This window comes from Chryseobacterium culicis (assembly GCF_900108365.1).
In the GTDB taxonomy this organism is placed as follows: domain Bacteria; phylum Bacteroidota; class Bacteroidia; order Flavobacteriales; family Weeksellaceae; genus Chryseobacterium; species Chryseobacterium culicis.
Genome location: NZ_FNWQ01000002.1, coordinates 935,443 through 960,165, shown reverse-complemented (window position 1 = coordinate 960,165; position 24,723 = coordinate 935,443). Strand labels below are relative to the sequence as shown.

Sequence of the window (24,723 nt, the reverse complement as noted above, 5' to 3'; positions counted from 1 at the left end):
ACAAAGAATTATCCAGAGGTTGATATTTATAGAATTAATTCTAAGGTTCTCTTAATAATTACCCTATTTTGGTTTAAATTTTTACATAATTTACAAATCGGTATGATTATTTTTATTATGCAAGTCCTCCTAACGGAATAAGAAATCTTAAAAACTGATGTCTATAAGGTACAGGTATTGAAAGATGAATAAGTAAAACATCTTTTTTATTTATAAAGAATTGAAGAATAGCTATTTTGAAAAATTTTTCAACGCATCTTCCAGCGTATTGACAAAGTTGATGTGCTTTGTTTTATTGCTTTCAAAAATAAAATCTTTCATGCTCTTACTCTCATATTTGCTAAAATCCCCTACGATAGCCAGTCCGATACGATAATTCGAAAATTTTTGGAGAATTTCGCCTGCAATTTTCGTTTTTAAATCGAAAAATTCGGGAGTAATGTTTTTTTCGTAAAGAACTACCTTGTCAAAGCCCTGATAGTAAATATTTCCCATAAGATCAAGACCATCCTGAACCAATTGGATGATCATATCATCAGAAGTAACTTCCGCAATTTTTATAGTACCGATTTCGTGAGATTGAATAGTCATCTTGTTATTGAATAGTTTTTCTTATATCATGTAAAAAATGGTGTAACGGAAATGCGTCACCCTGATTGGTAAGGACGATAATACAGCTGTTATGTTGCAGATCTCTCCAGAATAAGGCCCGGAAGCCATTCAGACCGCCAGTGTGCATCGCGGTTCTATCCCCGCCTTTATCTTCCAGAAACCATGCCAGTCCGTAACTGGAATTTCTGCCATTCGACAACTTTGCCGGAGTAAACATAAGGGCCGTATTTTGTTTGCTGATCAGAGTGTTATTTCTTAAAGCCTGGTCATATTTAAAAAGATCTTCAGGAGTTGAGTAGATCCCGCCATCACCGGTTGTTAAGATTGAATAATCATCAGGTTTTTTATGTTGATTGTAACCCAATGCTCTATTTGGAATAACGGTATCAGTTTCATACACATAGGTATTAGTCATCTTTAAAGATGTAATGATCTGCTCACTGATGAAAGCCGAAAACGTTTTTCCGGAAATCTTTTCGATAATCTGAGAAAGAATAATATAGCCGCTGTTGCTGTATTTAAAACCGCTGTCTGGAGTAAAATCCAGATTTTTAAGCTGGAATAACCACTGCATTACTTCCTGGTTAGTCAATCCTTTTTTCGAAAACAAATCTTCATAATCTTTAATTCCCGAAGTATGGTTCAAAAGCTGTCTGATGGTAATGTTTTTTGCATATTCAGGAAGAGCAGTAAAAGCGGATGCTTTGTCATCAAGCTTTAATAAACTCTTTTGCTCCAATATTAAAATTGCTGTGGCTGTAAATGATTTACTGAGTGAAGCAATATAAAATGCGGTATTTTTATCTGCTTTCAGCCCCTTTTCAATATTTCGCAATCCGAGTGCTGTATCGCAAACAACCTTACCGTTCTCTACAACCAGAACAGAGCCGTTGAGCGCTCCTTTAGTGTAGTATTCATTGACAATATCTTTAGGATGCTGTGTACATGATACCAGTTGTATAATCACTGAAACAGCAGCGAGCAAATTCCCTCTTAAAGTTTTCATAGGTTAGTGGTATGAAGGCAAAATTACTTATTTCCTTCCATAAATAAACCTGTCATTTTCAGATAAATCCTTTAATAATTGAGCGTTAGAAAAGTATGAGTACAGTTCCAGCGTTTCAGGGCCTAATTTCTGATTGATTTCCAAAAACAGGAGACCACTTTCCTTCAAATGCTTTTTTGCATCTTCAGCAATTTTCCTATAAAAGATCAAAGCATCAGCAACAGGAGAAAAAAGAGCCATTTTAGGTTCAAACTCCTTCACGGAATCAGCAATGTCAATCTCTTCTTCTATTCCGATATAGGGAGGATTTGAAATAATGATATCATAATTTTCAGCCGGCTCATGATGAAGATAATCAGCGTGAATGAACTGTATTTCCAACTGATGGTAATCAGCATTTCTTCTAGCTGTTTCCAGTGCTTTTTCAGAAAAATCTATGGATGAAACTTTCGCTTCCGGAAAATGCTTTTTCAGCACTAAAGGAATCACCCCGCTTCCGGTTCCGATGTCCAGAATCTTTAAACCCTGAATCTTAAATCCTGAACTTTGAATTTCCCTGATGGCAATTTCCAACAGTTCTTCCGTTTCAGGACGGGGAATCAGTACATTTTCATCTACAAAGATTCTCATTCCGTAAAATTCAGTTTCCCCAAGAATCTGCTGATAAGGTTTTCCCGTTTTAAGCTCAGAAATCACCTGAAAGAGTTTTTCTTCATCTCCGTCCAGAAGTTCCTGCTCAGAAAATCTTCTTTGCTGGAAATGATCAAAGCCTACAATCTGATGAATGAAAAGAGAGGATAAAAAGATGCTTTCCGATTCATTATAAAGTCCGGAAAGCTCTGCTTTAAAATATTTTTTTAGGGCTGAAATTGTCATTTATCTTGTGAAAACCAGTTTTGTATCTGTAGATTTCTCTTCATCTATTCTGTAGCCTTCATAGTTGAACGCTTTTACGTCTTCCAGTGTTTTGGCATTGGTTTCAGCGCAGAACCTCACCACAAGTCCTCTGGCATGTTTTGTATACACTACAATGGTTTTCAGCTTTCCGTCTTTCAGTTCGTAGAATTCAAAATCAATAACTTTATGATTGAGTTTCTTTCTGTCGATTACCTTTCCGTATTCGATGCTGGCAAGCTGAAGAAGAATTTCTCCTTTTTTCATCTCAGAATTCAGTTGGTCTGTAATTTTTTCTCTCCAGAATTCATACAGGTTTTTGTATTCATCAAAGTGAAAAGGACGTCCCATTTCCAATCGGTAAAGCATTACTTTATCTGATGGTTTCAGCAATCCATACAATCCGGAGAGTATTCTGTAATTTTTCTGCAGATAATCCACAGCATTTTTATCCAGTGTCTTGGCATCCAGCCCTCTGTATACTTCTCCTGTAAAGGCAAACATCGCAGGAGCCGATTCCTTACCGGTAGGCTTGGATTTCCATTTCTGATTTCTTTCCCAGTTCTCATCAGCCAGCTTTGGTGATATTTCCATCAGCTCAGAAAGATATTTTGGTGATTTTTCTTTTAAATAAGACTGTATAAAAGCGGCCTCTTCAATGAATTTCGGAGTAGATGATTTCAACAGTTCTGTTGCGTTTTCTACGTTCATTAATTTGGCAGGTGATGTTATAATTTTCATAATGCTAAAATAAAGATAAGTGTTTAATATCCATAAAATTCATGGCCACGAGAGAGATAAAATCAATCATGAAATGGCAGATAATGAGGATTTTAATATTCGAATAGATTTTATAAAATACAGCAAAAACAACTCCTATAAAGAAGGGTATAACCACCTGACCGATGGTGCCATAAGTACTGTGCAAAATTCCGAATAAAACAGCAGAAAAAATAATTCCTACCGCTGAATTATTGTATATTTTTTCAATTCTGGACTGTATATAGCCCCGCATCAGAAGCTCCTCCACAGCTCCAGCTGTAAAGCATGTAAAAATAAGCAAAAAATAATTGCTTTTAAAAATCGGAGTAAGTTCAAAAAGCTTTCCGCTTATCTTTTCATGAACCAGAAGATGGATAATTATATTCAGTAATGCGCCGCCAATGCTGCATATAAAATAAAGACAGACAACGGCTTTCAGGTAAAATACCAATGAATACCTGATCTCCTTTTTTAATAGAAATGATTCTTTTTCAATAAAAAAGCTGTAGAGCAATACAATAAAAAAAATTCCCCAGATTATAAATCGGGTAATAAGAAAATTGGTTCCTGTGATGCCGCGTATTCCCGTTATTAATGTAACAGCAGGGAAAGCATAAAGCATCGCAGCAGCCAAAAGAACAAAAGTGAGCAAAATTCCTATAGAATACTTCCCATTAATCCCCATAATCTAGTCTGTCAATCGTAAACCCTGAACTTTAAACTGTAATTTTTTTAACTAGATAATTCCTTTTCCCTGACGGATAATCTCCGGTTCTCCTGAAGTAAGGTCTACAATTGTGGAGGCCACATTATCTCCATATCCGGAATCAATCACAATATCTACCAGATGATCATATTTTTCTGCAATAAGCTCAGGATCAGTAGAATATTCAATGATTTCATCATCATCTCTGATGGAGGTGGAAGCGATAGGATGGCCTAATTTTTCAACAATAAGCTGAGGAATCGGGTGGTCTGGGACACGGATACCAATTGTTTTATGACCTTTATAGGCCAGGGGTAAACTTTTATTGGCATCAAGAATAAAAGTAAAAGGTCCGGGAAGATGGCTTTTCAGGAATCTGAAAACCGAGGTTTCAATAGGTCTGGTAAAGTCAGAAAGATGGCTCAGGTCATTACAGATAATGGAAAATTTAGACTTCTCAAGCTTTGTTTTTTTAAGCTGTGCCAATTTTTCCATGGCTTTGATATCAAAAATATTACAGCCTAATGCATAAATCGTATCTGAAGGATAGATAATCAGCCCGCCATTATTTAGGGTTTTAATAACCTCATTCACAAGATTTTCCTGTGGGTTGTCTGGATAAATTTTTAATATTTTTGCCATAAAACAAAGATACAAATAATAAAATAGTTTTCATAAAAGTCCTTTATTTAAAAGAAAAATTAGGATTTGTAAAAAATATTCGTACCTTTGCAATCCAATATCGCGGGATGGAGCAGTAGGTAGCTCGTCGGGCTCATAACCCGAAGGTCATCGGTTCGAGTCCGGTTCCCGCTACTAAGCAAGTGCTTTCGGTAGGCACTCTAAAAATACACCGCGGGATGGAGCAGTAGGTAGCTCGTCGGGCTCATAACCCGAAGGTCATCGGTTCGAGTCCGGTTCCCGCTACTAAGCAAGTGTTTTCGGTAAGCACTCTAAAAATACACCGCGGGATGGAGCAGTAGGTAGCTCGTCGGGCTCATAACCCGAAGGTCATCGGTTCGAGTCCGGTTCCCGCTACTCAACGAAAGAGAAGCAATACTATTGCTTCTCTTTTTAATATTCTTAAAGGGATATAGGCTAATAAATGATAATTTTGTAAAGGAAATCGAAAATCAAAATCATACACCAACAAAAGATAAATCATATTCCAGCAAACAGTTTGATGATCTTTTTGAAGAAATATTGAGAGACAAACAGCTTTTGTTATTTATACAATTAGTCTTGTATAATTTCCTTCGGCCTATTCAGGTTATAAGGCTTAAATTCGAAGAGCTTAAAATAAATGAACCTGTAGTCAAAACAACCCCACCCCATAAAAACTAAGATAATTCCCGATGTAATGCTTTCATTATTAAAAGAGATCCGTTTTGGAGCGGGTATGGTTGGGGTTTTAAACAAACGAAAGAGGAATTGAAACCATAGAAGTAAATCGAAGGAATTATTTCTCTGCTGAGTTTAAAGAAGTAAAAGCTGCTTTGGAGAATAGTACACAATTTATTATTTCAGACATATCCTCATCACAAAGTTATTCCGGGAATTGAGAAAGGAAAGAACGGAGCTGGAGACTTACGACTTACTTATGAAAGTTACCGGGCACTCTACCTTAAAAGCGTTGAAATCATACTTGAGAGATATTGATGCGGAATTGGCAGAAGATTATTCAAAATTTTTAGAAGAAAAAAAACACGACAAGATTTGACGTGTTTAATTTTTTAATTTGCCTGATTAATTTGTAAATTTAATTATAGAACTGACAAAAGATCATCTTAAATAGTACTTGTATACTTTTCTAATAAATGCTTAACTCTATATAGTTATAATCTTTTGCTGCGGATTCAGCGTTTCTTCTTATCATTTCAAGGTCATTTTTATCTTCAATAAACTGTTCATGCACCTGCATTCTTCCCGCAACCTTATTTTTTAAAATTTGCCAAATTTTCTCTTTAGTGGTTTGTTTGGCGTTGGCTGCAATGTTAGCGGATTTACACGTATATTTTCTTTTTCTAAACGTATACAATATGTAATGAAAATCATCTTTAGTGTCATATAGTTCAGTAATTAAACCGGGTAATCCGTTGAATTTATAAGGGCCATATTGGAAAGGAATATCCGCAGCAAACCAAGCTGTCCAGGTTCTTCCGTATTTGGTAGTTTCTGCTTTTTGACATTTGAAGCCAAGAATAGTTTTAAATTCATTCTTAATCTTCCAATTCAAGTTATTAGGCTCTTCATATGAATAGTCAGCATAATTTATCTCAGTTGTTACGTAAAGTTTAGAAGAGGTTGTTCCAATGGTTTCTCTAAAGTCAGTCACATATTTCATTGATTCATTTAGAGGAAGATGTACCTTTTCAAATTCTAGTGAATCCGCTATATATTTATTCATATTTTTAAAAAAGGAAGCATCTTGATTTATAAGCAAGGCAAAAGTAGTTGTTTTCTTGTAGTTGCCTGATTTTGAAAGTTTATAATTTAACTTGTAATCAGCTTCGTAAACTACGTCAAATTTTTTCTGACAGAAAAAAAATGTTACCATTAATAAATTAATCAGCAGGATTATCTTTTTCATATAGTCTCTTATTAAAAAAGACCGCCAAACTTATGACGGTCTTCAGTTGAAATTTTAATTTTTTAGTGGCTGTAGATTACAGTTACAACAGCAGATCCGGCATGTTGTGGACATGTTTCTCCGTTAAGATCTGTAAGATAGTTCGATAATTGATTATCTGACATGTTGTTCGCGATAGTCTGGCTTACTTGTAAGACTTTCCCGCAAGATGTTCTAAAAGGAAATGCGCTAACTACTCCTGCCACAAATAGAGCGCCTACTAATAATGCTTTTTTCATAATTTAGTTTTTTGATAAAATATTAATTTTTATTGCAAGCTATTTGCAACTTCTTTCACAATAGTACAAATACTTTTTTCATGCCTATTACGGGAATCCATACTTTTTGGATATATTTTATTATGTTAAAATGTAATGCTTTTTGTCTTTTTTCATATTAGAAAGGATTTCCAAGTACCACTTCCATCCAGTCTGATTGCCTGTCTCCATTCCAATCTTTTACAGTGTCCCAACTTGCCGTTTTTCCGTCAATGATTAAATAGATGTCTACAGCAAAACAATAATTATGAATACTTGGCTTCCTTTGGCATTGGACAAATTTTTCAGCGGTTTATTTCTTCCTTGGTTTAAAAAGTTCATTTTTCAGTAAAAGTGTTAAACCTTGTGTAAAAAGGACTTTAGTGCGGCCTGTCAAAGCTTCGTCATACTTCGTAATTATTTTACTTCATCTTTTACTGATGGATGAAGTTTTTCCATTTTTTATACGCTTCCCTCATACAATGTCCACAAGGCCGGAACTTATTTTCCAGTGCTTCTATTTCGTCTATGAAGAACACCCTATTTTCCCTTTTCATTCTTTTTCCTGATCTACAGTTCAATAATCCGTAGATTTTTAATTTTTTATTTCCTCCAAAGACAATTTCTTTGCTGTGAATTTTACTTCTCAGATTTTCGCCTGATATTTGAGAATGCAGGATCATTGTTTTTAATCGTTTATAGTTGTTGGTAAAGATCGTGGACTGTTAACTCATCGCATCATGGAAGATAATTCCTAAAGCATAACGATTGCCTTCCTTTACTTCACTTATTCCATGTTTCATATTCACCCTGTAATATCCTTTTGTCCCTTTTTCAGGTTTAAACTGTGTGGTGAAAATAAGTGCATCTCCTTTTTTAGGCTGTAAAACAATGGCTTTTGACTGAGCTCTTGGGATCTGCTGGGTAAGAACAAATTCCCCTCCTGTAAAATCCTGACCGGGTTCACTCAGCATCAATACAATTTGAATGGGAAAGTACATCTCCCCATACAAATCCTGGTGCAGCGTATTAAAACCGCCTTCTGCATATTTCAAAATTAACACTGTAGCTTTTGGCTGTCCATTGGCATGGCATTGCTGTAAAAACGTCTGATGATCCAATGGGAACTGTATGTCAATATTCAAAGCTTTAAACCAGGAATTGGCTATGGGAGCCAGATGCGGATATATTGTTTTTCGTAGAGACTGAATGATTTCGGGCAGCGGATAATTAAAATATTTATATTCTCCCAATCCAAAACGGTGCCTGGCCATCACTACTGTCTTCCGGTAAAGAGCGGAATTGCTGTAGCCGGATTTCAATAGTTCGCATTCATTATCGGATAACAAATCAGGAATAAGGGCAAATCCGTTTGTATGCATCGTTTCTGTAAGGTGCTCCCAGTCAGTATTTTCTATTTTTCTGATGATGTCTTTCATTGAATTGATTTTATGACTGTAAAATTCTGAAGTTGTTCAGAATGAAAAAATCCGGAATATGCGGTATTCATCTTTATGAATTGAAATTGCGTGTATTGGACTACCTGTATAATATGAATCTGGATCTCAAAACCAACCCTGTTTAAAGGTATTTTTGCCCTGTTAACTAAATATACATAACGATGAAGTACAGTATTAAAAAAGCAAGTCTTGAGGATCTTGATGAAACAGCGGAACTATTTAATCTTTACCGTGTTTTTTACAGACAGGAATCAGATGTTGAAAAAGGAAAAGCTTTTCTTAAGGAACGGTTTTTAAACAGCGAATCTGACATTTTTCTGGCAATGGCAGATGGAAAAGCAGTAGGTTTTGTACAGCTTTATAAACTGTTTCACTATACCAGACTACAGAAACAGTGGCTCCTGAGTGACTTGTTTGTTCATCCCGGCTATAGAGGAAAAGGCCTTTCTGTAGCATTGATTGACCGCAGCAAACAATGGTGTGAAGAAACAGGAGCGTGCGGCCTGATGCTGGAAACAGAAAAGACAAATGATATAGGAAATACATTATATCCGCGATGTGGATTTGAATATGACGGACTTCACAATTACTACCATTGGTGGAAGCAGAAATAATGTTTTCTGCTGTTCTTTAAAAAGTAGTATTACTTCTACAATTCCGGATATTTAATTCTACAGGGATTTTCTACCGGCAGAAGGGTATAGTCCTATTTTTGTAAAGCTTTTACAGATCATGGGTAGGACAGTTGATCTGTAGAGCACATGCAAAAAAATCTCTGTCTAATTTTCTACTTTTTCCCCAACGGTTTTATGATTAGTACCACAAAACTGCTTTTTCCGGCAGAGATTTTTTGCTTTTTAAATGAAAAAAGAACCGCAATTTGCGGTTCTTTTTTTATCTTTTAATGCGATAAGCTATTATTGAGCCAGCTGGGCATAAGGAGTAAGTTTGTTGTCGTCAGACATCGTTTGTCCTAAAAAGTCTCTTTTCTGGTCCGCCTTCATTCTTCCTGCGGCTTCGTTTGCATTCAGGTAGGCTTCATTGAGTTTTGTAGCGATATCAGCAGGTTTAAATTCGAATTTTGTATCACCTTCAACCCCCAGATAACCGTTCTTTCTTGTAAGATTCGTAATATAATTGTTGTAGTTGATCATTGTACCTCTGAACATATTGTTATGATATTCCATACATTTCTTGGCTTTTTTGGAAGAATTGTTCAGGATACAGTTTTTCATATTATTCCTGTATAAATACCATTCAGATTCTACAATACCGTATTCTTTACCTAACGCTATTTTCCCGTTGTTGACAATATTATTGTCTCCTTCTTTTGTGGAAATAGTCTGAAGATGCTGAATCACCAATGGAACCGTACCTTCTATTTTTGCTTTCGTATCTTTAAGGATGCTAAGATCGGCAGCAGGAGAACCTTTCTTTTGTGCTGCAGTAACATTGAAAATGAGCAGTAATAGTACAATCAATAAATTATATCTTTTCATGAGAAATTTTTAAAGCACTAAAATAAATATAATTTCCCGGTTAAAACAAATACATTTTAATATTTATTTAATAAATTTTAACAAATTTATAAGGTATAGTGTTCATTGTTACAAAAATGATGTATTCAGAAGCTTTATTGAAGTGATTTTTGCAATTAAAATTGTTAAAAGAACACATTAAGCGTTTTTTGAAAAGCTTTCCAAGATCAAACGGTATATCATGCATCTGCATAAAAAAACACTGCTATTAAGGATAGCAGTGTTTTTAAGAAGTTCTTATTTAAAATAATGGGTTATTTTATCACTTTCAGGAACTACTTTAGAATCAAAATATTCCAGTAATTTTCCTTCCGGACTGATCAGAAACTTGTTGAAGTTCCAGCTTATTTTCGCATCCATTACTCCGTTTTGAGATTTGTGGGTAAGATAGTCAAATACCGGAGTGATTTTTGGACCTTTTACATCCACTGAGGTGGTAAGCGGAAAGGTTACTCCATAGTTCTTTTCACAGAAAGATTTGATTTCCACATTGTCATGAAACTCCTGATCAGCAAAATTATCAGAAGGGAAACCCACTACAACAAGCTTGTTGCCATAATCTTTATACAGCTGTTCCAGTCCTTTGTACTGAGGGGTGTAACCGCACTTGGACGCAGTGTTTACAATAAGAATGTATTTTCCTTTGTAATTAGAAAAATCAATTTTTCCGCCGTCAATGGATTCAATTTTAAAATCATAAATTGATTTTACAGGTTTTGCAACCGTAGAATCGTTTGATGTAATAAATGATGAAAGGCCTATAATTCCTGTAAGCACCATTCCGATAAAAAGTATTTTTTTCATTTAAAAAAGATTTTACTATTGTTTTATATTCAGGTAATAACTGGTTTTCCTGGCAATTTGGTTTTACTTTTTTATGACTGCCAAAATCATTATTCCGGAAATATCAGGATATCAAATTTACGGCAATAAATCCTTCTGCAGTATTATTTTTTGGTATTTTTATTTGATCCGCACTGATCCGATTGATTATATACAAAGAATAAACAGGTATTTTTAGTGTAAAATAGCAACAGAATTGAATAGTTTTCTGTAAAATAAACACCCAGTAATTCCATTCATTCAAAATTTAATAAATTTTAACTATTTTTATATTGTTGATTTTCAATCTGTTGTGTTTTTTAATTCTTTATCACTAAAAAAATAGTTGTTTGATTCAATTTTATTTCTACATTTGTATAACTAATTTATTAGTGATATACAATAAGATGATTGGATATCACTCTAATTGATAAATGAACAGGATATGAAAATTCAGACTCTAACAAAAGCAGAAGAACAGGTAATGCAGTATTTATGGAAATTGGAAAAGGGATTCCTGAAAGATGTTCTTGATCTTTTCCCGGAACCCAAACCGCACACCAATACCGTATCTACTATTTTAAAAGTATTGAAGGATAAAGAATTTGTAGATTATCATGTGCATGGAAGACAGCATGAGTATTTTCCGCTGGTTTCAAAAGAACAGTATTCCGGGAAAACCATGAAGAGCCTTGTGAAAAATTATTTTAAAGGTTCTTACAAGAGCGCTGTTTCATTTCTGGTCGAAAAGAATGAAATGACGGTAGAAGACCTTGAGATGCTGTTGGATGAACTTAAAAAGAAAGACTAAGACCTATGGAAGCAATACTATTATACTTTGGAAAAATTATTTTATGTTCGGGTGTAACGTTTTTGTATTACCAGTTGTCTTTAAAAGACAAGACATTCCATCATTATAACAGATTTTATCTGTTGGCAGCAATGGTGATATCACTGCTGTTACCACTTATCAGAATAGACGATTTTACGATAGAGGTAAATAATGATATGTATATGCTTCTTAACAGGATTCAGCATTTTAACACAGAAAAAAACATAGACAATGGTAACCTTTATTTTAACATTATTTTTTCAGCTCTGGGACTGGTTTCTCTCTATTTTTTAGGGAAGCTGTTATACGGGATTTTCAAAATCCAGCAGTTTAAAAACCAATTTCAGAAAGAAAGTTTTGACGGGATCAACTTTTACCGTACAGACCTTACTGAAGCTCCGTTTTCTTATTTTAAAAATCTGTTCTGGAAGAATACAATCACACTGCATTCTGATATAGGAAAACAGATTTTAAAGCATGAAATGGTTCATATTGAGCAGAAACACTCTTTTGATAAAATCTTTATCGAAATTATTACTTCTGTTTTCTGGTTCAATCCGTTCTTTCATATCATCAAAAAAGAAATTAATCTAATCCACGAATATCTGGCTGATAAAAAAGCCGTAAAACAATCGGACACCAAAGCATTTGCGCAGATGCTTTTAGCAAGCCACTTTTCCGGAACACAGTTGCCTGTTACCAGTCCGTTTCTAAGTTCAAACCTTAAAAAAAGACTTAAGATGTTACAAAAACCAAAAACCAAATTCGGATATGCGCGAAGAATTTTTGCATTGCCCGTTGTATTCTCCATAGCTTTTGCCTATCTGGTAAATGCTAAGAACAGAGAAATTGAAGAGACGAATCTTTCTATCCAGAAAGCAGTATCAGAAATCAAGAAAGATACGATAAGACCTGAAAAATCGGGTCAGGAAAAAAGTACAGAACTGAAGGCGGTATCAACGGAAGATCATACAAAGCTAGCCGGGCTTGAAAAGAAAATAAAAGAAAAGGAGAAAGAACTGGAAGGTTTGGATCCTGAAAGTGATCTCTTCAGCGATAAAATTGAAGAAATTAGTAATCTGGCATCAGAAATTGGAGAAATTGCTTCAAAGGCTGAAGTGGATCAGTATTTCAACTCTGCGGAATGGAAGAATCAGATGAAAGAGCTCGAAAATATGGATCCTCTCAGTAAAAAAGAGCTTCGGAAAATTGAAAGAGCCGCAAGAAAAGCGGGAAGAGCGGCTGCAAAAATTGCGAAAATGCCACTTCCTCCTGCAGCGCCTGAAGCACCAAAAGAACCGAAAATAACGTATTTTAAAACCAATAAAATCGTTAATTATAAAGATTTAAGCGATAAAGAAAAAGAAGAAGTACGGAAAGCAATGGCAGAAGCTAAAAAAGCATTGAAAGAAGCAGCCAAAGCGAGAGTAGAAGGAGAGAAGGCCAGAATAGAGGGAGAGAAAGCCCGTATAGAAGGTGACAGAGTACGGGCTGAAGGAGAAAGAGTAAGGGTAGAAGGTGAAAAAATCCGGTTAGACGGAGACAGAATCCGAAAGGAAGTTGAGAAAGCCCGCGCAGAAGCAGAAAAGAGGTCAGCCAGCTTCAGAAACGGTACGTTTATTAATGTGAGCAGCGGTTCTCCTGGTGTTATTGTAATGAATGCTGATTTTATTAAAAAAGATGCCAACGGAAACATTGCAATGAACGGGGTAAAGAAGTTTAAAATAACCAGTACCGATGACGTAAAGTACAAGTATTATATTGACGGAAGGGAAGTTTCTCAGGATGATGTAAACTCGCTGGACTCAAGCAATATATCAAAAGTAAACGTTAATACTCAGAAGAAAGGAGAGCTTAAGCAGGGGGAAGTAAGAATTGAGACAAAGAAATAAAGTTCCATAAGGCTTTGTCAATCTAAAATTGACAAAGCCTTTTTTAATGATAGACTATGAAAAGTAAAATCCTATTTTTTATGCTGTTGGGAGTACTGGCCAGTGCTCAGGTCAACAGATTTTTCTACGATTACAAATTCATTCCGGATTCCAAGAATAAGCAGGATATAAAAACGGAAATGATGCTGCTGGATATTGATAAAAATGGATCAAGCTATTACAGCCGCGAAAAATTTGTAGCAGATTCCACCGGAAGAGCAGAACTTCAAAAGCAGCTGAAATCCGGCGGTGGAAATTTTAGCTTCAACAGAAGAGACAAACCCGGACTCGTTTATTATAAAGTAACCAAGCAGTATCCGGATTTTAAAACCTATCTTTTCAGAAGTGTTTCTACAGATCAGTATAAAATCAGAGAAGATAAAAAACCCGAATGGAAAATTCTGCCGGAAAAGCAAAAAATCGGGACTTATGAAACCCAGAAGGCGGTTACCAGCTTTGGCGGAAGAGAATGGACAGCCTGGTTTACCACAGATCTGCCCTTCCAGGACGGCCCCTATGTTTTCTCCGGACTTCCCGGGCTTATCGTAAAGCTTAAAGACGCTACGGGTTCTCATATTATGACTTTGATTGGAAACAAAACCATAGGCAGCCCGTCTTCTGAAACCGAAATGCAGCTCCCTGACAATGTAAGAATACTGGGAATAGGCGGAAAAGAAATTGAGGTTTCAAAAGACCAGTTCAGAAAAGTATGGAAAGCTTACGTAAATGATCCTACCAAGAATATGAGAGAAATGATGATGAAAAACGGAGATGGCAATACCAAAGTTAGTTTTAAATTTAAAACAGGTGATGGAAAAGAAATTTCAGATCCTAATCTGGTATTCCGCGAAATGGAAAAAAGTACCAAAGAAGCCCTTAAAAAGGACAACAATCCGATCGAACCGGATCTGGTGAATTAAATCATATTATATTTTCTAATATCTACACTACAGGATGACATCTTATTGTCATCCTGTTTTAATTAAAGACAATGGCACACTTCACTGAGATAGATGATAAATATCAATTAACCTGATCAAAACTTATTTCTTATCTTTCAATAACAATAGTAATCATCACTAACCCAATAGCTCATGACAGAAAAAGAAAAATGTGCAGCCGGACTTTTATACAATGCCAATTTTGACCAAGAATTAATTCAGGAACGGATAGCATGCAAAGATCTGTGCCAGGAATATAACGCGCTGAAAAACTCTGATACCGGAAACAGATACAGACTCCTCAAGAAACTGATAGGAAGTATAAAGGAAAATATCTGTATAGAGCCTAATTTTTGGTGTGATTACGGTTATAATATAAAAGCAGGAGAAAACTTCTATGCCAATCATAACCTTGTTATTTTAGATTGTGCCAGAGTGGAATTTGGTGATAATGTATTTATTGGCCCGAATTGCAGCTTTTATACAGCAGGCCATCCGCTTGATGTAAAACAGAGAAATGAAGGATTAGAGTATGCCCATCCCATTACAGTGGGTGACAACGTTTGGCTGGGAGGTAATGTAGTAGTGCTGCCGGGAGTTTCTATTGGGAATAACTCCGTGATTGGAGCAGGAAGCGTAGTTACGAAAGATATTCCGGATAATGTAGTGGCTGTAGGAAATCCTTGTAAGGTGATCAAAAATAATACAGAAGAAAATTAAAAACCATACCAAAAACTAACCATGAAAAAAGTAATCATCCTATTCAGCCTCATGATGGCTGCATTGTCTAATGGGCAGAATCAAAGATTTATCTACGACTACAAATTCATCACAGACTCTACTGCCAGAGATAAACAGGAAAGTGAGACCATGTATCTTGAAGTCACTTCCAAAGGATCCAAATTTTACAGCAAAGACTATTTTGAGTCAGATTCTACAATGCAGGCTATAGTCGCAAAAGATACCCAAAGTCTGAACATTAATCTCGGGAATTTTAAATTTAAAGGTAGAATACGCTACAATATTGAAAAAATGTACCCCGATTATTCTACCAATTTTTTTACTACGCTTGGTTCTGATGAATACCAGGTTCAGGAAAACAGAAAACAGAGCTGGAAAATTCTTCCGGAAAAAGAAAAAATCGGAGAATTTAATGCACAGAAAGCAGTTTGTGATTTTGCAGGCAGACAATGGACGGCATGGTTTACTACAGATCTGCCTATTCAGGATGGGCCGTATAAATTTTATGGGCTTCCGGGCCTTATTGTAAAAGTAGAAGACCACACCCGTTCTCATGTATTTGAGTTAAAAGCAAGCAAAAAACTTCCGGCAGCATATGAGTGGAAAAGTACAAAAGATAAAGAACGTTATCATCCGCTGATCACCATTAGCGAAGCTAAGTTTAAAAAAGCCTTTAACGATTACCGTCTGGACCCAATGAAGGGCCAGAAACAAATGCTGGCACAGGGAACCATTATCGAAATGAGAGATAGTTCGGGAAAAGTGCTGGATCCGGTGAAGGCCAGCAGAGATCAGGAAACTAAAGCAAAGGCCAATATCAAAAGGCAAAATAATATTCTTGAAATAGATTTGCTGAAATAAAATTCAACCCAATAAAAATCCCGAAAATCTAATTTCGGGATTTTATATTTTGAGTAACAGCGAGGTATTATGCTAATTTCTGAGAATCTGCAATAAACTGTGCCAGTCCGCTGTCTGTTAATGGATGCTTCAATAAGCTCAGGATCGGAGGAAGTGGAGAAGTAATAACATCCGCTCCGATTTTTGCACAGTCGATAATGTGCATTGAGTGACGGATAGAAGCGGCTAAAATTTCAGTTTCGAACATATAATTATCGAAAATTAATCTGATTTCCTGAATAAGGTTCAGTCCGTCTGTAGAAATATCATCCAGTCTTCCCAGGAATGGAGAAACATAAGTAGCTCCTGCTTTAGCTGCTAAAAGAGCCTGCCCTGGAGAGAAGATCAAAGTACAGTTTGTTTTGATTCCTTTATCAGAAAAATATTTTAACGCTTTAATACCGTCTTTAATCATTGGGATCTTTACAACGATATTGGGATGAATAGCAGCCAATTCGTCTCCTTCCTTAATCATTTCTTCATACGTTGTTGAAAGAACTTCTGCGGAAATATCTCCGTCTACCAGTTCGCAGATCGTTTTGTAGTGGTTTCTGATGGCTTCAGCTCCCTGAATACCTTCTTTAGCCATTAATGAAGGATTGGTCGTTACACCATCCAAAATTCCAAGATCTCTGGCTTCCTTGATTTGCTCTAAATTAGCTGTGTCAATAAAAAATTTCATTTTGATAAATAGATTTATTATTACAAAGATAGGGAATTAATTGGGTTTTGAGATATGAATTTTGAGTTACAGAGTTAAGGGTTAAGAGGGTTTGAGTGTAGGAGAGTTTGAGAGTGAGAGGTTTTCGGGTTACGGAGTGAGCGGGCTGGAGAGTGAGAGAGTTTGAGAGTAATGATTTTATAAAATAATAAAAAAGAAATTTTATACCTATTCATCAAACTGTTATTTTTGCTTCTTGCTTCTAGCTTCTAGCTTCTAGCTTCTAGCTTCTAGCTTCCAGCTTTTAAATCTGTCATCCATGAAAAAAAATAGTTTCACAGCTGCTTTGGAAATAATAGGGATTAATCCTTTTGTTTTTATTCCGGAAGAGATTCTGGAAGAGATTTTTGAACAATCCGGGAAAAGTAAAAGTCCCATTGCTGTAAAAGGAACGGTGAATGGTAAAGAATTTAAGCAAAACCTGATGAAATATCTCGGTGAGTGGAGACTGTATATCAATCTTACCATGCTGAAAAATTCCCCAAAGAGAATCGGAGAGATCATTGAAATTGTATTGGAATATGATGATGCAGACAGAAGCCTTACTATTCATCCTCAATTGGAAAGAGCCATCAAAGAAAGTGCTGTCGCAACAAAAAATTTTGAGAAGCTTATCCCTTCGAGAAGAAACGAGCTGATCCGATATATCAATCATTTAAAAACCGAAGCCGGCATTCAGCGGAATATTGAGAAAATAATCCGGCATCTGCATGGTGAAACAGACTTTTTTGGGAAGAAAATAGAATAATATAGGTTGTGCTACTAAAGCGGCAAAGTCGCTGATAGAGCTCTATATTATAGGTACGCTTAGAAAGAATCAATGAAAGTTGATTCCAATCTTTGAACCCTGACATACAGCGGTTGCTACTGAATCTTTGCGTTACATGTAAATTTGGCCAAAAAACCCTTATCTTTCATAGTCTATTATTAAAAAAAAAGACCGGAAAAACTTTCCGGCCTCTTTCATTTTACTAAGAATTTAATGCTTTGCTAAGCTTTACAGCATCCTGGTTGGTAGGGTCATACTGTATCGACTTGGCGATATGTTCTTTTGCTTTATTAAGATCAGTCTTCTGTTCTGTAAAGGCAAGGTAGAAATAGGCATATGCCAGATTCTTCTTGTTTTGCTCTACTTCTTCAGGTTTTACTGTTGCTATATACTTTTCATAAGCAATTTTTGCGTTGGCATCATCTTTTGCAGATTGATAGGCATAAGCCTGGCTGTAGTAAGACGGAGCCCAGTCCGGTAATAAAACAGATATTTTTTTCCAGGTATCAATTGCATTTGGCCAATCTGATGCTTCCTGATAAGCCGTAGCTAATTTTGCCAGTGATTCTGCATCCTTAGGATTAGCCTCAATCTGTTTTTTAAGACCTTCAATGGTTGGGTTAGTTGTTTGAGTTGTTGTGGCCGCTGTTTCCGGCTGAGTTGTCTGTGCATTTACAAAACTTACGCTTCCCGCTAGTATTAAACCTAAAAATAGACTTCTACTATTAATTTTACTCATTTTCATAATCTTATATTTTAAATTCAATAACTAAAATTCAAGAATAATTCCATAAAACGGTAAATTTTAGAGGCTTTAAGTTTTTTTAGAAAATATTAACGGGAATTACATTTTTTTTTAGATTAATTTTTGATTCGTTTCGTCTTTGAGGCTATCTTTGTGTTTCATTTTTTTAATAATACCTATAATTTCATGATATGAATATCATATTAGCTTCAACATCCACCCTTTTCGGTGGAGAATATCTGGAATACTTAAGAGAAGAATTAATTAAACTATATAAAGGAATTGACGAAATTGTGTTTATCCCTTTCGCAAGACCGGGCGGAATTTCTCATGATGACTATACTGCAAAAGCGCGTTCTTTCTTTGAAACCATTAATATTAAAGTAAAAGGACTTCATGAATTTGAAGATAAAAAAGAAGCCATTCAACAGGCAAAAGGTTTCTTTACCGGGGGCGGAAACACCTTTTTATTAGTTAAAACATTACACGAAGAAGGTTTGATGTCTGTCTTAAAAGAAAATGTATCTGGAGGGAAAGCCTATCTTGGATGCAGTGCCGGAAGCAATATCGGAGGCCAGAATATGAAAACCACCAATGATATGCCGATTGTATATCCGCCAAGTTTCGACTGTATGGGACTGGTTCCTTTTAATATCAACCCTCACTATCTGGATCCTAATCCGGATCTGAAACATAACGGAGAAACCAGAGAAACCCGCATCAAAGAATTCCTTACCCAAAACGATATTAAGGTAGTGGGCCTAAGGGAAGGAAACTGGATCAGAAGAACTGGGGATTCAATAACCGTTGAGGGAAGTGAGCTGACAAGAATTTTTGAAAAAGGTAAGGAACCTTACGAAATAGAAGCAGGAAGCACTCTTTAATGAATAAGGAAGAAATAGCGCTTTTTGTAGAACGTAATCTGCCTAATTTTTCTGTGAATAGTATCGGATGGCATGATCTGATCCGGAAATTGCTGTTTGAATTTGCCATTGCAGGCTGGAATCTGGAACATCCCGTTTTTGGAAAAGAAAAGTTTGGTGAATTGAGATGCTACACGTATTCGGAAGATGAAACACTCAATATCAGGCTTAAAAATATCAAAGACAAATATTCACAATTGTCTGTCAAAACATGTGAAATCTGTGGCAGCGAAGGGAAGATGAGAACCATAGACGCCTGGCAGACCACCTTATGCCTGAACCATTTTCTGGAGCAGCAGCCCGTTATTGAAATTGATGACATGCAGAATGTCAGACTTAATAATAAAATGGTTCTGAACATTGAAAACATAGTGAAGGCCGATGTAGAATATGATCTTCAGCAGCTATGCCTTTACAACGGAAAGGATGGCTGGGAAGAGGGAACATACTTTACCTGGCAGGAACCTAATTATTATCTCCTGTTAAAAACAATACCTCTATCACTCTTTCCTGAAGACAGACAGCATGAAATTTCTCAATTATTTCAAAGCCTGAGTCATTGTGAAATCTGTGGCCATAAAGCTGTATACAAAAAAAACTGCCTGCGCTGCCATCAGGAACCCTGGAATAACTCACGCTCTCTAGTTGAAGATTACGGAGAGAAATCCCATTATATCAAAGAATGCCAGATGGATATTTTTTTAGATGAAGATGACTATGAGAAATATTTTAAACATGACCGTTCGTTTGAAAAATCTCCTGATCATCAGATTCTTTTCAGTTCTGATGATCTCAGGGAATATGAAAAGCTTTTATTTTAACTATATTTGATTTAGAATCTGACTCAATACAAACTTTTCGGGCTGATAATGACATCTGCTTGAAAGCTAAGTATTTAGCCTCAAACAACAATGCAATGAAAAAAACACTTGCTGTTCTTGCGTTTTCTGTACAATTGGTAACAGCGCAGAATATTGCCCAAAAATTAGACAAAGCAACGAAGGATCTTATGGATTCCTCAGGAGCGATATCTTCCGGTCTATCCTTTTACGTTTCAGATGAAAACGGCAACTTGATATATGAATACCAGGGCAGCAAGGGCCTTTCTACTGCTTCTACACAGAAAATTTTTACGGCTGGCGCTGCACTGGAAACGTTAGGCAAAAATTATACTTTTACAACCACTTCCAGTTATTCCGGGAATATAGCCGGGGGAACGCTGAACGGAAATCTTTTCATCAGTTCCAACGGAGATCCTACTTTGGGAAGCTGGAGATATGATGCCTATAAACCTGAAAATTTTAAAAAGAAGCTGATTGATGCTGTCAAAAATTCAGGGATAACAAAAATATCAGGTGATCTGGTCATTGATGATTCTTATTTTGACCATCAGACAATCCCCGGAGGATGGCCCTGGGATGATCTCGGAAATTACTACGGAGCAGGAGTATGGGGAATCAACTGGAAAGAAAACCAGTTTGATATCAATATCAACGGAACTGATTTTAAGAGCTTTTCTTATCCTTTGGAAGGAGTAAAATGGCTGAATGACCTGAAAACAGGCGGAAGTTCAGACCAAAGTCTTATTTTCACGGCTCCTCATTCTGATGTAGCTTTAATTAACGGCATGCTTCCGGCAGGAAAAACGGTAACCGTTTCAGGATCTACTCCTAATCCGCCCTTACAGCTGGCAGCAGAAGTAAAGCAGTGGCTGAAAGATGCAGGCATTGAGCTTTCAGGAAAAGCCATAACGAATTCACAGCTAGAAATAGAAGGAAAACAGGCATTGGAAGCTCCTAAAAATAAAATCCTTCTCACGTATCAGTCGCCTACTCTGGATAAAATCGTTTATTGGTTCCTGAGAAAAAGTATCAATCTATATGGAGAAACTTTAATTAAAACTTTAGGAAAAGAGAAAAAGGGGAATCCCAGCTTCAAAAGCGGAATTTCTTACCTTAAAGAATTCTGGAAATCAAAAGGAATTAATCCTAATATGATCAATTTTGCTGACGGAAGCGGGCTTTCGCCACAGAATTATGTGGCTGCAAAAGCAGAAGTACAGGCGCTTTTATATGCTAAAAAACAAACCTGGTTTGATGCGTATTATGACGGTTTCCCCGTTCAGGATAACGGAATGAAAATGAAAAGCGGAACCATGAGGGATACCAAATCTTTTGCAGGATATCATACCGCTAAAGATGGAAAAAAATATGTATTTTCGATTATTATCAACAATTATCAGGGAAGCGGAAATACAGAGCTGCAGAAAATTCTGAACGTTTTAAAATAAATACCTTTGAGAAAATCCATACTTACAAGGCTTAATAACTGGATCATTTTTGTAGTAATGACTACGCTGGTCATTGCCATTGTAGTAGCGTCTACATCCCTTATTAATTTTCTCAGAAAAGAGGAGATCAAAAGGATCAGTCTTCTTTCTAAAGCAATAAGAATACAGCAGGAAGTGAAAACTCCTGATACGGATGTTCTGGATCTTCTGCCAGATATTCTCAATATCAACAATACCATCCCCTTTATTGTAACAGATAAATATAAAAACCCGATCCTTGATCTGGGATATTACAGAAATATTCCTGAAAGTACCATTAAAGACCCGGAAAAACTTCAGGATCTGATCCGGAATATGGAGAAAAATTATGATCCCATCGAGATCAAAGTACCGGATGGAAACAATCAGTTTGTCTACTATGACAATTCGCGTATGCTGAATAATCTCCGGTATTCTCCCTATATTTTAGGATTATTTATTTTGCTGTATTTTGGTTTCTCTTTCTGGTTTTTCAGAACCATTAAAAAGACAGATGAAGGATATCTCTGGGCTGGGCTGGCCAAAGAAACAGCGCATCAGATCGGAACTCCTTTATCTTCAATGATTGGCTGGATGGAAATCATGAAGCTGGATAATCCGGATTCGGATGGCGTACATGAGATCGAAAAAGACATAGAAAGGCTTAGGACTATTTCTGAAAGATTTTCCAAAATAGGCTCTGTACCGGAGCTGAATGATAAAAATTTTAATGAAACCATTCAGCAAAATTACGACTATTTAAAAACCAGGATTTCCAGAAAAGTCAATTTTACACTGAACCTCCCGAATTATACGGTTCTGGTACCCCATAACAAGATTCTGATGAGCTGGGTAATTGAAAACCTGGTAAAAAATGCTGTGGATGCCATGAAAGGTGAAGGCGCTATTACCATGTCTGTATTTGAAAGAAACAAAAATATTCTCATTGAAGTTAAAGACAATGGTAGCGGAATGAGCAAGCAGCAGGCAAGAAATGCCTTTAAGCCGGGATACTCTACCAAGAAAAGAGGCTGGGGACTCGGGCTGTCGTTAGCAAGAAGAGTGATTCATGAATACCATAACGGAGATATCAAGATTTCCCAGACTGAAGTAGGAAAGGGAAGTACCTTCAGGATCACCATCAGGAAAGGGGAGAATAGTTAACCGGAAATCAGTTTTTACTCATTACAAACAAGAAACTTTCAGGATTTTGGAACCTCTAAGGTTTGAATTTATACGTTAAGAATCAGATTGAAGAAAATACAAGCGGGGAAAAGTTCCCCGCTTGTATCATTATTTTTTACCAGTAAGCCACTGGGTCTGCAGTTTCAGTTCTTCCGGAGTTGGATTTGCCTTAAATACAGGCGTTTCCATAGTCATTTTGTCCAGAATAGCTTTTCCTTTCAAAGTCATTTTTTCTTTCTTGCCGGCGTTATCTCTTAAAATAGTTACCGTAACGTCCTGCCCGTCTTTGATGGTTCTGGTATACCCGATAAAATCCTGTACCTTTTTGATGTCTACTGTTTTTCCATCCAACGCAAGTACCTGGTCTGTAATTTTAAATCCGATACTTTTTGCAAACGGAGACAGGGCGGAATGATCGTCAAAAGCGAAAGCATTCGTTTTTTCATCAAAACCTGTCTGGTTAGGGTCTTTGATAAACCAGAAAATAGGCTGGCTTTCCTGCTTTTTAATATCTATACCTACCATGCTCAGGTATTGTGCATACGGCGTTGGCTGGTTTCCGGAGATATATTTATTATAGAAATCTTTCACCTGAGGATATCCGGTTACTGTTACCAGTTCGTCAATCAGTTTATCATCTTTGAAAGGTTTGTTTTCACCAAATCTCTGAGACAGCTTTCTGATCATATCGCGGTATCCCATTTCCCCGTTAGAAAGTTTTCTAAGCTCAATATCCAGGCACATTGCCAGAAGAGCTCCTTTCTCATAAACGTTTCTGTACTGATCTTTATAAGGCTCCACCAATACATTTTTACTCATGACAGTGAATGGCATGGTATCATCATAGCTCTTGGAGTTGGCAATTTTCTCACCAATTCTCTCCAGGAACTGATCTTTATTGATCAAACCTTCCTGAATCTGGAAAAGATTGGCAAAATATTCCGTTCCGCCTTCATACATCCATAAGTGCTGAGACATTTTCGGATCTGCATAATCGAAATAGTGAATTTCTTCCGAATGTGTTTTTAAAGGATTTACCGTGTGGAAGAATTCGTGGGAAACCACATCCGTAATGGTTTTGTCAATATCTTCTTTTGGCATTGCTTCCGGAAGCACCACGCTGGTAGATTCATGATGTTCCAGTGCTCCGAAACCTTTTACACGAGGCCCGTTACCACCGGAAAGATAAAGCATGATGGCATACTTCTTATTGGTATTCATATCGCCCAAAAACTTCTTCTGAGCAATGACCATTTTCTCAAGATTTTCTTTAAAATCGGCAGCTTTATATTTTCCTGTCGGAGAATATACACCCAGTACAAGATCCATTCCGCCGGCATTGAAGGTAATATAATCCGGTTTTGTATACATTAACGGAGAATCTGTTACCTTGGCATAGTTGGCCAGGGTATAAGTATCTGTATTTTCAGATTTGTCCTGATCTACCAAAGCCGTTGTTCCGTAGAAATCTGCCGGCTTCTGAATAACAAGCTGATAAGGAACATCCTGCATATTATCAATATATCCGATGAATCCGTGCGTATTGATCATGTATACTTTTCCTTCTTCAATATCTGTTCCCGAAGGAGAAAATACAGCTTTATGCTTTGATGTATCCAACTCATCATCAAAACTGTCATTCACAAGATAAGAGATCTTGGAAAGTCCCTGTGCATTTTTCAGGGAATAGGTATTGTCATTTACTTTGGTATATGTAAGTTCCTGACCTTTATTATCGTAAAATTTGATCCCTTCAATGAATCTTCCATAGTCGTCTACAGAATAAGTACCCGGCACCGTTTTGGGGAAATGAAATTTAATATCCTTGGATTTCATTTTTGGAAACTCCATGGTAACGGCTACTTTATCATCTTTTACATTAACAAGATCAATGGTTGTTTTAATAGACTGGGCATTCGCTAGAAACGAAGCAAAAATACCGAGACTAAGTACTGTTTTTCTCATTAGGTTTACATTAATAGTTAAATAGTTGCTTTTTTTTCCATTTTGTTACGAAAGAAGTATTAAACTTTTCTTAAAA

The 24,723-nt window shown here is 36.4% G+C and carries 25 protein-coding genes and 3 tRNA genes; 14 read left to right on the top strand and 14 right to left on the bottom strand.

Annotated features, from left to right (window positions below; translation table 11 throughout):
* Positions 1 to 231: 231 nt before the first annotated feature.
* The 6 genes from BLW74_RS10740 to BLW74_RS10715 are packed head-to-tail and all read right to left on the bottom strand — an operon-like array spanning position 232 to position 4,622.
* Positions 232 to 591, bottom strand: coding sequence for a DUF4180 domain-containing protein (locus BLW74_RS10740; protein WP_089692397.1), 360 nt, complete (start codon positions 589 to 591; stop codon positions 232 to 234).
* Positions 592 to 595: 4 nt separating this feature from the next.
* A complete protein-coding gene (locus BLW74_RS10735) occupies positions 596 to 1,618 on the bottom strand; it encodes a serine hydrolase domain-containing protein (protein ID WP_089692396.1) in 1,023 nt (340 codons plus the stop codon).
* Between the two features lie 27 nt (positions 1,619 to 1,645).
* Positions 1,646 to 2,494 carry a peptide chain release factor N(5)-glutamine methyltransferase gene (prmC, locus tag BLW74_RS10730; protein WP_089692395.1) on the bottom strand — a complete coding sequence of 283 codons (849 nt, stop codon included), beginning with the start codon at positions 2,492 to 2,494 and terminating at the stop codon, positions 1,646 to 1,648.
* Positions 2,495 to 3,253 carry a peroxide stress protein YaaA gene (yaaA, locus tag BLW74_RS10725; protein WP_089692394.1) on the bottom strand — a complete coding sequence of 253 codons (759 nt, stop codon included), beginning with the start codon at positions 3,251 to 3,253 and terminating at the stop codon, positions 2,495 to 2,497. It abuts the gene before it with no gap.
* A 4-nt stretch (positions 3,254 to 3,257) separates the two neighbouring features.
* On the bottom strand, positions 3,258 to 3,959 hold the full coding sequence (locus BLW74_RS10720) for a CPBP family intramembrane glutamic endopeptidase (RefSeq protein WP_089692393.1): 702 nt from the start codon (positions 3,957 to 3,959) through the stop codon (positions 3,258 to 3,260).
* A 51-nt stretch (positions 3,960 to 4,010) separates the two neighbouring features.
* Entirely contained in the window at positions 4,011 to 4,622 is a 612-nt protein-coding gene (locus tag BLW74_RS10715) for an L-threonylcarbamoyladenylate synthase (RefSeq protein ID WP_089692392.1), read from the bottom strand.
* A gap of 101 nt (positions 4,623 to 4,723) precedes the next feature.
* On the opposite strand from BLW74_RS10715, the gene BLW74_RS10710 reads away from it, so the two are divergent.
* From BLW74_RS10710 to BLW74_RS10700, 3 genes are all read left to right on the top strand, one after another.
* Positions 4,724 to 4,796, top strand: a tRNA-Met gene (locus tag BLW74_RS10710).
* Positions 4,797 to 4,834: 38 nt separating this feature from the next.
* Positions 4,835 to 4,907, top strand: a tRNA-Met gene (locus BLW74_RS10705).
* A gap of 38 nt (positions 4,908 to 4,945) precedes the next feature.
* Positions 4,946 to 5,018: transfer RNA gene (locus BLW74_RS10700), tRNA-Met, on the top strand.
* 772 nt (positions 5,019 to 5,790) lie between these two features.
* Here BLW74_RS10700 and BLW74_RS10695 read toward each other — a convergent pair.
* From BLW74_RS10695 to BLW74_RS10680, 3 genes are all read right to left on the bottom strand, one after another.
* Positions 5,791 to 6,570, bottom strand: a complete 780-nt coding sequence (locus BLW74_RS10695) for a GLPGLI family protein (protein WP_089692391.1) — start codon at positions 6,568 to 6,570, stop codon at positions 5,791 to 5,793.
* A 730-nt stretch (positions 6,571 to 7,300) separates the two neighbouring features.
* Positions 7,301 to 7,549, bottom strand: coding sequence for an Ada metal-binding domain-containing protein (locus BLW74_RS10685; RefSeq protein ID WP_089692389.1), 249 nt, complete (start codon positions 7,547 to 7,549; stop codon positions 7,301 to 7,303).
* Positions 7,550 to 7,591: 42 nt separating this feature from the next.
* On the bottom strand, positions 7,592 to 8,305 hold the full coding sequence (locus tag BLW74_RS10680) for a 2OG-Fe(II) oxygenase (RefSeq protein WP_089692388.1): 714 nt from the start codon (positions 8,303 to 8,305) through the stop codon (positions 7,592 to 7,594).
* Positions 8,306 to 8,487: 182 nt separating this feature from the next.
* Here BLW74_RS10680 and BLW74_RS10675 point away from each other — a divergent pair, with 182 nt between their 5' ends.
* Positions 8,488 to 8,940, top strand: a complete 453-nt coding sequence (locus tag BLW74_RS10675; RefSeq protein WP_089692387.1) for a GNAT family N-acetyltransferase — start codon at positions 8,488 to 8,490, stop codon at positions 8,938 to 8,940.
* A gap of 303 nt (positions 8,941 to 9,243) precedes the next feature.
* Here BLW74_RS10675 and BLW74_RS10670 read toward each other — a convergent pair whose 3' ends face one another.
* Entirely contained in the window at positions 9,244 to 9,825 is a 582-nt protein-coding gene (locus tag BLW74_RS10670) for a hypothetical protein (RefSeq protein WP_089692386.1), read from the bottom strand.
* Between the two features lie 276 nt (positions 9,826 to 10,101).
* Positions 10,102 to 10,668, bottom strand: a complete 567-nt coding sequence (locus BLW74_RS10665; protein WP_089692385.1) for a glutathione peroxidase — start codon at positions 10,666 to 10,668, stop codon at positions 10,102 to 10,104.
* Positions 10,669 to 11,131: 463 nt separating this feature from the next.
* Here BLW74_RS10665 and BLW74_RS10660 point away from each other — a divergent pair, with 463 nt between their 5' ends.
* The 5 genes from BLW74_RS10660 (at position 11,132) to BLW74_RS10640 (ending at position 15,992) form a co-directional block, all read left to right on the top strand.
* Entirely contained in the window at positions 11,132 to 11,497 is a 366-nt protein-coding gene (locus BLW74_RS10660; RefSeq protein WP_089692384.1) for a BlaI/MecI/CopY family transcriptional regulator, read from the top strand.
* A gap of 5 nt (positions 11,498 to 11,502) precedes the next feature.
* Entirely contained in the window at positions 11,503 to 13,410 is a 1,908-nt protein-coding gene (locus BLW74_RS10655; RefSeq protein ID WP_089692383.1) for a M56 family metallopeptidase, read from the top strand.
* Between the two features lie 56 nt (positions 13,411 to 13,466).
* Positions 13,467 to 14,369: a GLPGLI family protein gene (locus BLW74_RS10650; RefSeq protein ID WP_089692382.1), complete on the top strand. Its 903-nt coding sequence runs from the start codon at positions 13,467 to 13,469 to the stop codon at positions 14,367 to 14,369.
* A 174-nt stretch (positions 14,370 to 14,543) separates the two neighbouring features.
* Positions 14,544 to 15,110, top strand: a complete 567-nt coding sequence (locus BLW74_RS10645; RefSeq protein WP_089692381.1) for a sugar O-acetyltransferase — start codon at positions 14,544 to 14,546, stop codon at positions 15,108 to 15,110.
* Positions 15,111 to 15,131: 21 nt separating this feature from the next.
* Positions 15,132 to 15,992, top strand: coding sequence for a GLPGLI family protein (locus tag BLW74_RS10640; RefSeq protein ID WP_089692380.1), 861 nt, complete (start codon positions 15,132 to 15,134; stop codon positions 15,990 to 15,992).
* 67 nt (positions 15,993 to 16,059) lie between these two features.
* On the opposite strand, the gene fsa is transcribed toward BLW74_RS10640, so the two are convergent.
* Positions 16,060 to 16,713 (bottom strand): fructose-6-phosphate aldolase, encoded by a 654-nt coding sequence (gene fsa / locus BLW74_RS10635; RefSeq protein WP_089692379.1) that lies wholly within the window; start codon positions 16,711 to 16,713, stop codon positions 16,060 to 16,062.
* Positions 16,714 to 17,011: 298 nt separating this feature from the next.
* Here fsa and BLW74_RS10630 point away from each other — a divergent pair, with 298 nt between their 5' ends.
* The gene (locus BLW74_RS10630) at positions 17,012 to 17,500 is read left to right on the top strand and encodes a YdeI/OmpD-associated family protein (protein ID WP_089692378.1); all 489 of its coding nucleotides are present in this window, start codon (positions 17,012 to 17,014) and stop codon (positions 17,498 to 17,500) included.
* 223 nt (positions 17,501 to 17,723) lie between these two features.
* On the opposite strand, the gene BLW74_RS10625 is transcribed toward BLW74_RS10630, so the two are convergent.
* A complete protein-coding gene (locus BLW74_RS10625; RefSeq protein WP_089692377.1) occupies positions 17,724 to 18,266 on the bottom strand; it encodes a tetratricopeptide repeat protein in 543 nt (180 codons plus the stop codon).
* 191 nt (positions 18,267 to 18,457) lie between these two features.
* Between BLW74_RS10625 and pepE the strand changes: the two genes are divergently transcribed.
* From pepE to BLW74_RS10605, 4 genes are all read left to right on the top strand, one after another.
* Positions 18,458 to 19,150, top strand: coding sequence for a dipeptidase PepE (gene pepE, locus BLW74_RS10620; RefSeq protein WP_089692376.1), 693 nt, complete (start codon positions 18,458 to 18,460; stop codon positions 19,148 to 19,150).
* Entirely contained in the window at positions 19,150 to 20,010 is an 861-nt protein-coding gene (locus BLW74_RS10615) for a hypothetical protein (protein ID WP_089692375.1), read from the top strand. Before pepE ends, BLW74_RS10615 begins: the two co-directional genes overlap by 1 nt.
* Before the next feature lie 95 nt (positions 20,011 to 20,105).
* Complete coding sequence (gene dacB, locus BLW74_RS10610) at positions 20,106 to 21,479, top strand: D-alanyl-D-alanine carboxypeptidase/D-alanyl-D-alanine endopeptidase (protein WP_089692618.1); 1,374 nt, start codon at positions 20,106 to 20,108, stop codon at positions 21,477 to 21,479.
* A 6-nt stretch (positions 21,480 to 21,485) separates the two neighbouring features.
* Positions 21,486 to 22,661, top strand: coding sequence for a sensor histidine kinase (locus BLW74_RS10605; RefSeq protein WP_089692374.1), 1,176 nt, complete (start codon positions 21,486 to 21,488; stop codon positions 22,659 to 22,661).
* Positions 22,662 to 22,790: 129 nt separating this feature from the next.
* Here BLW74_RS10605 and BLW74_RS10600 read toward each other — a convergent pair whose 3' ends face one another.
* The gene (locus tag BLW74_RS10600) at positions 22,791 to 24,647 is read right to left on the bottom strand and encodes a M61 family metallopeptidase (RefSeq protein ID WP_089692373.1); all 1,857 of its coding nucleotides are present in this window, start codon (positions 24,645 to 24,647) and stop codon (positions 22,791 to 22,793) included.
* Positions 24,648 to 24,723 lie beyond the last annotated feature (76 nt).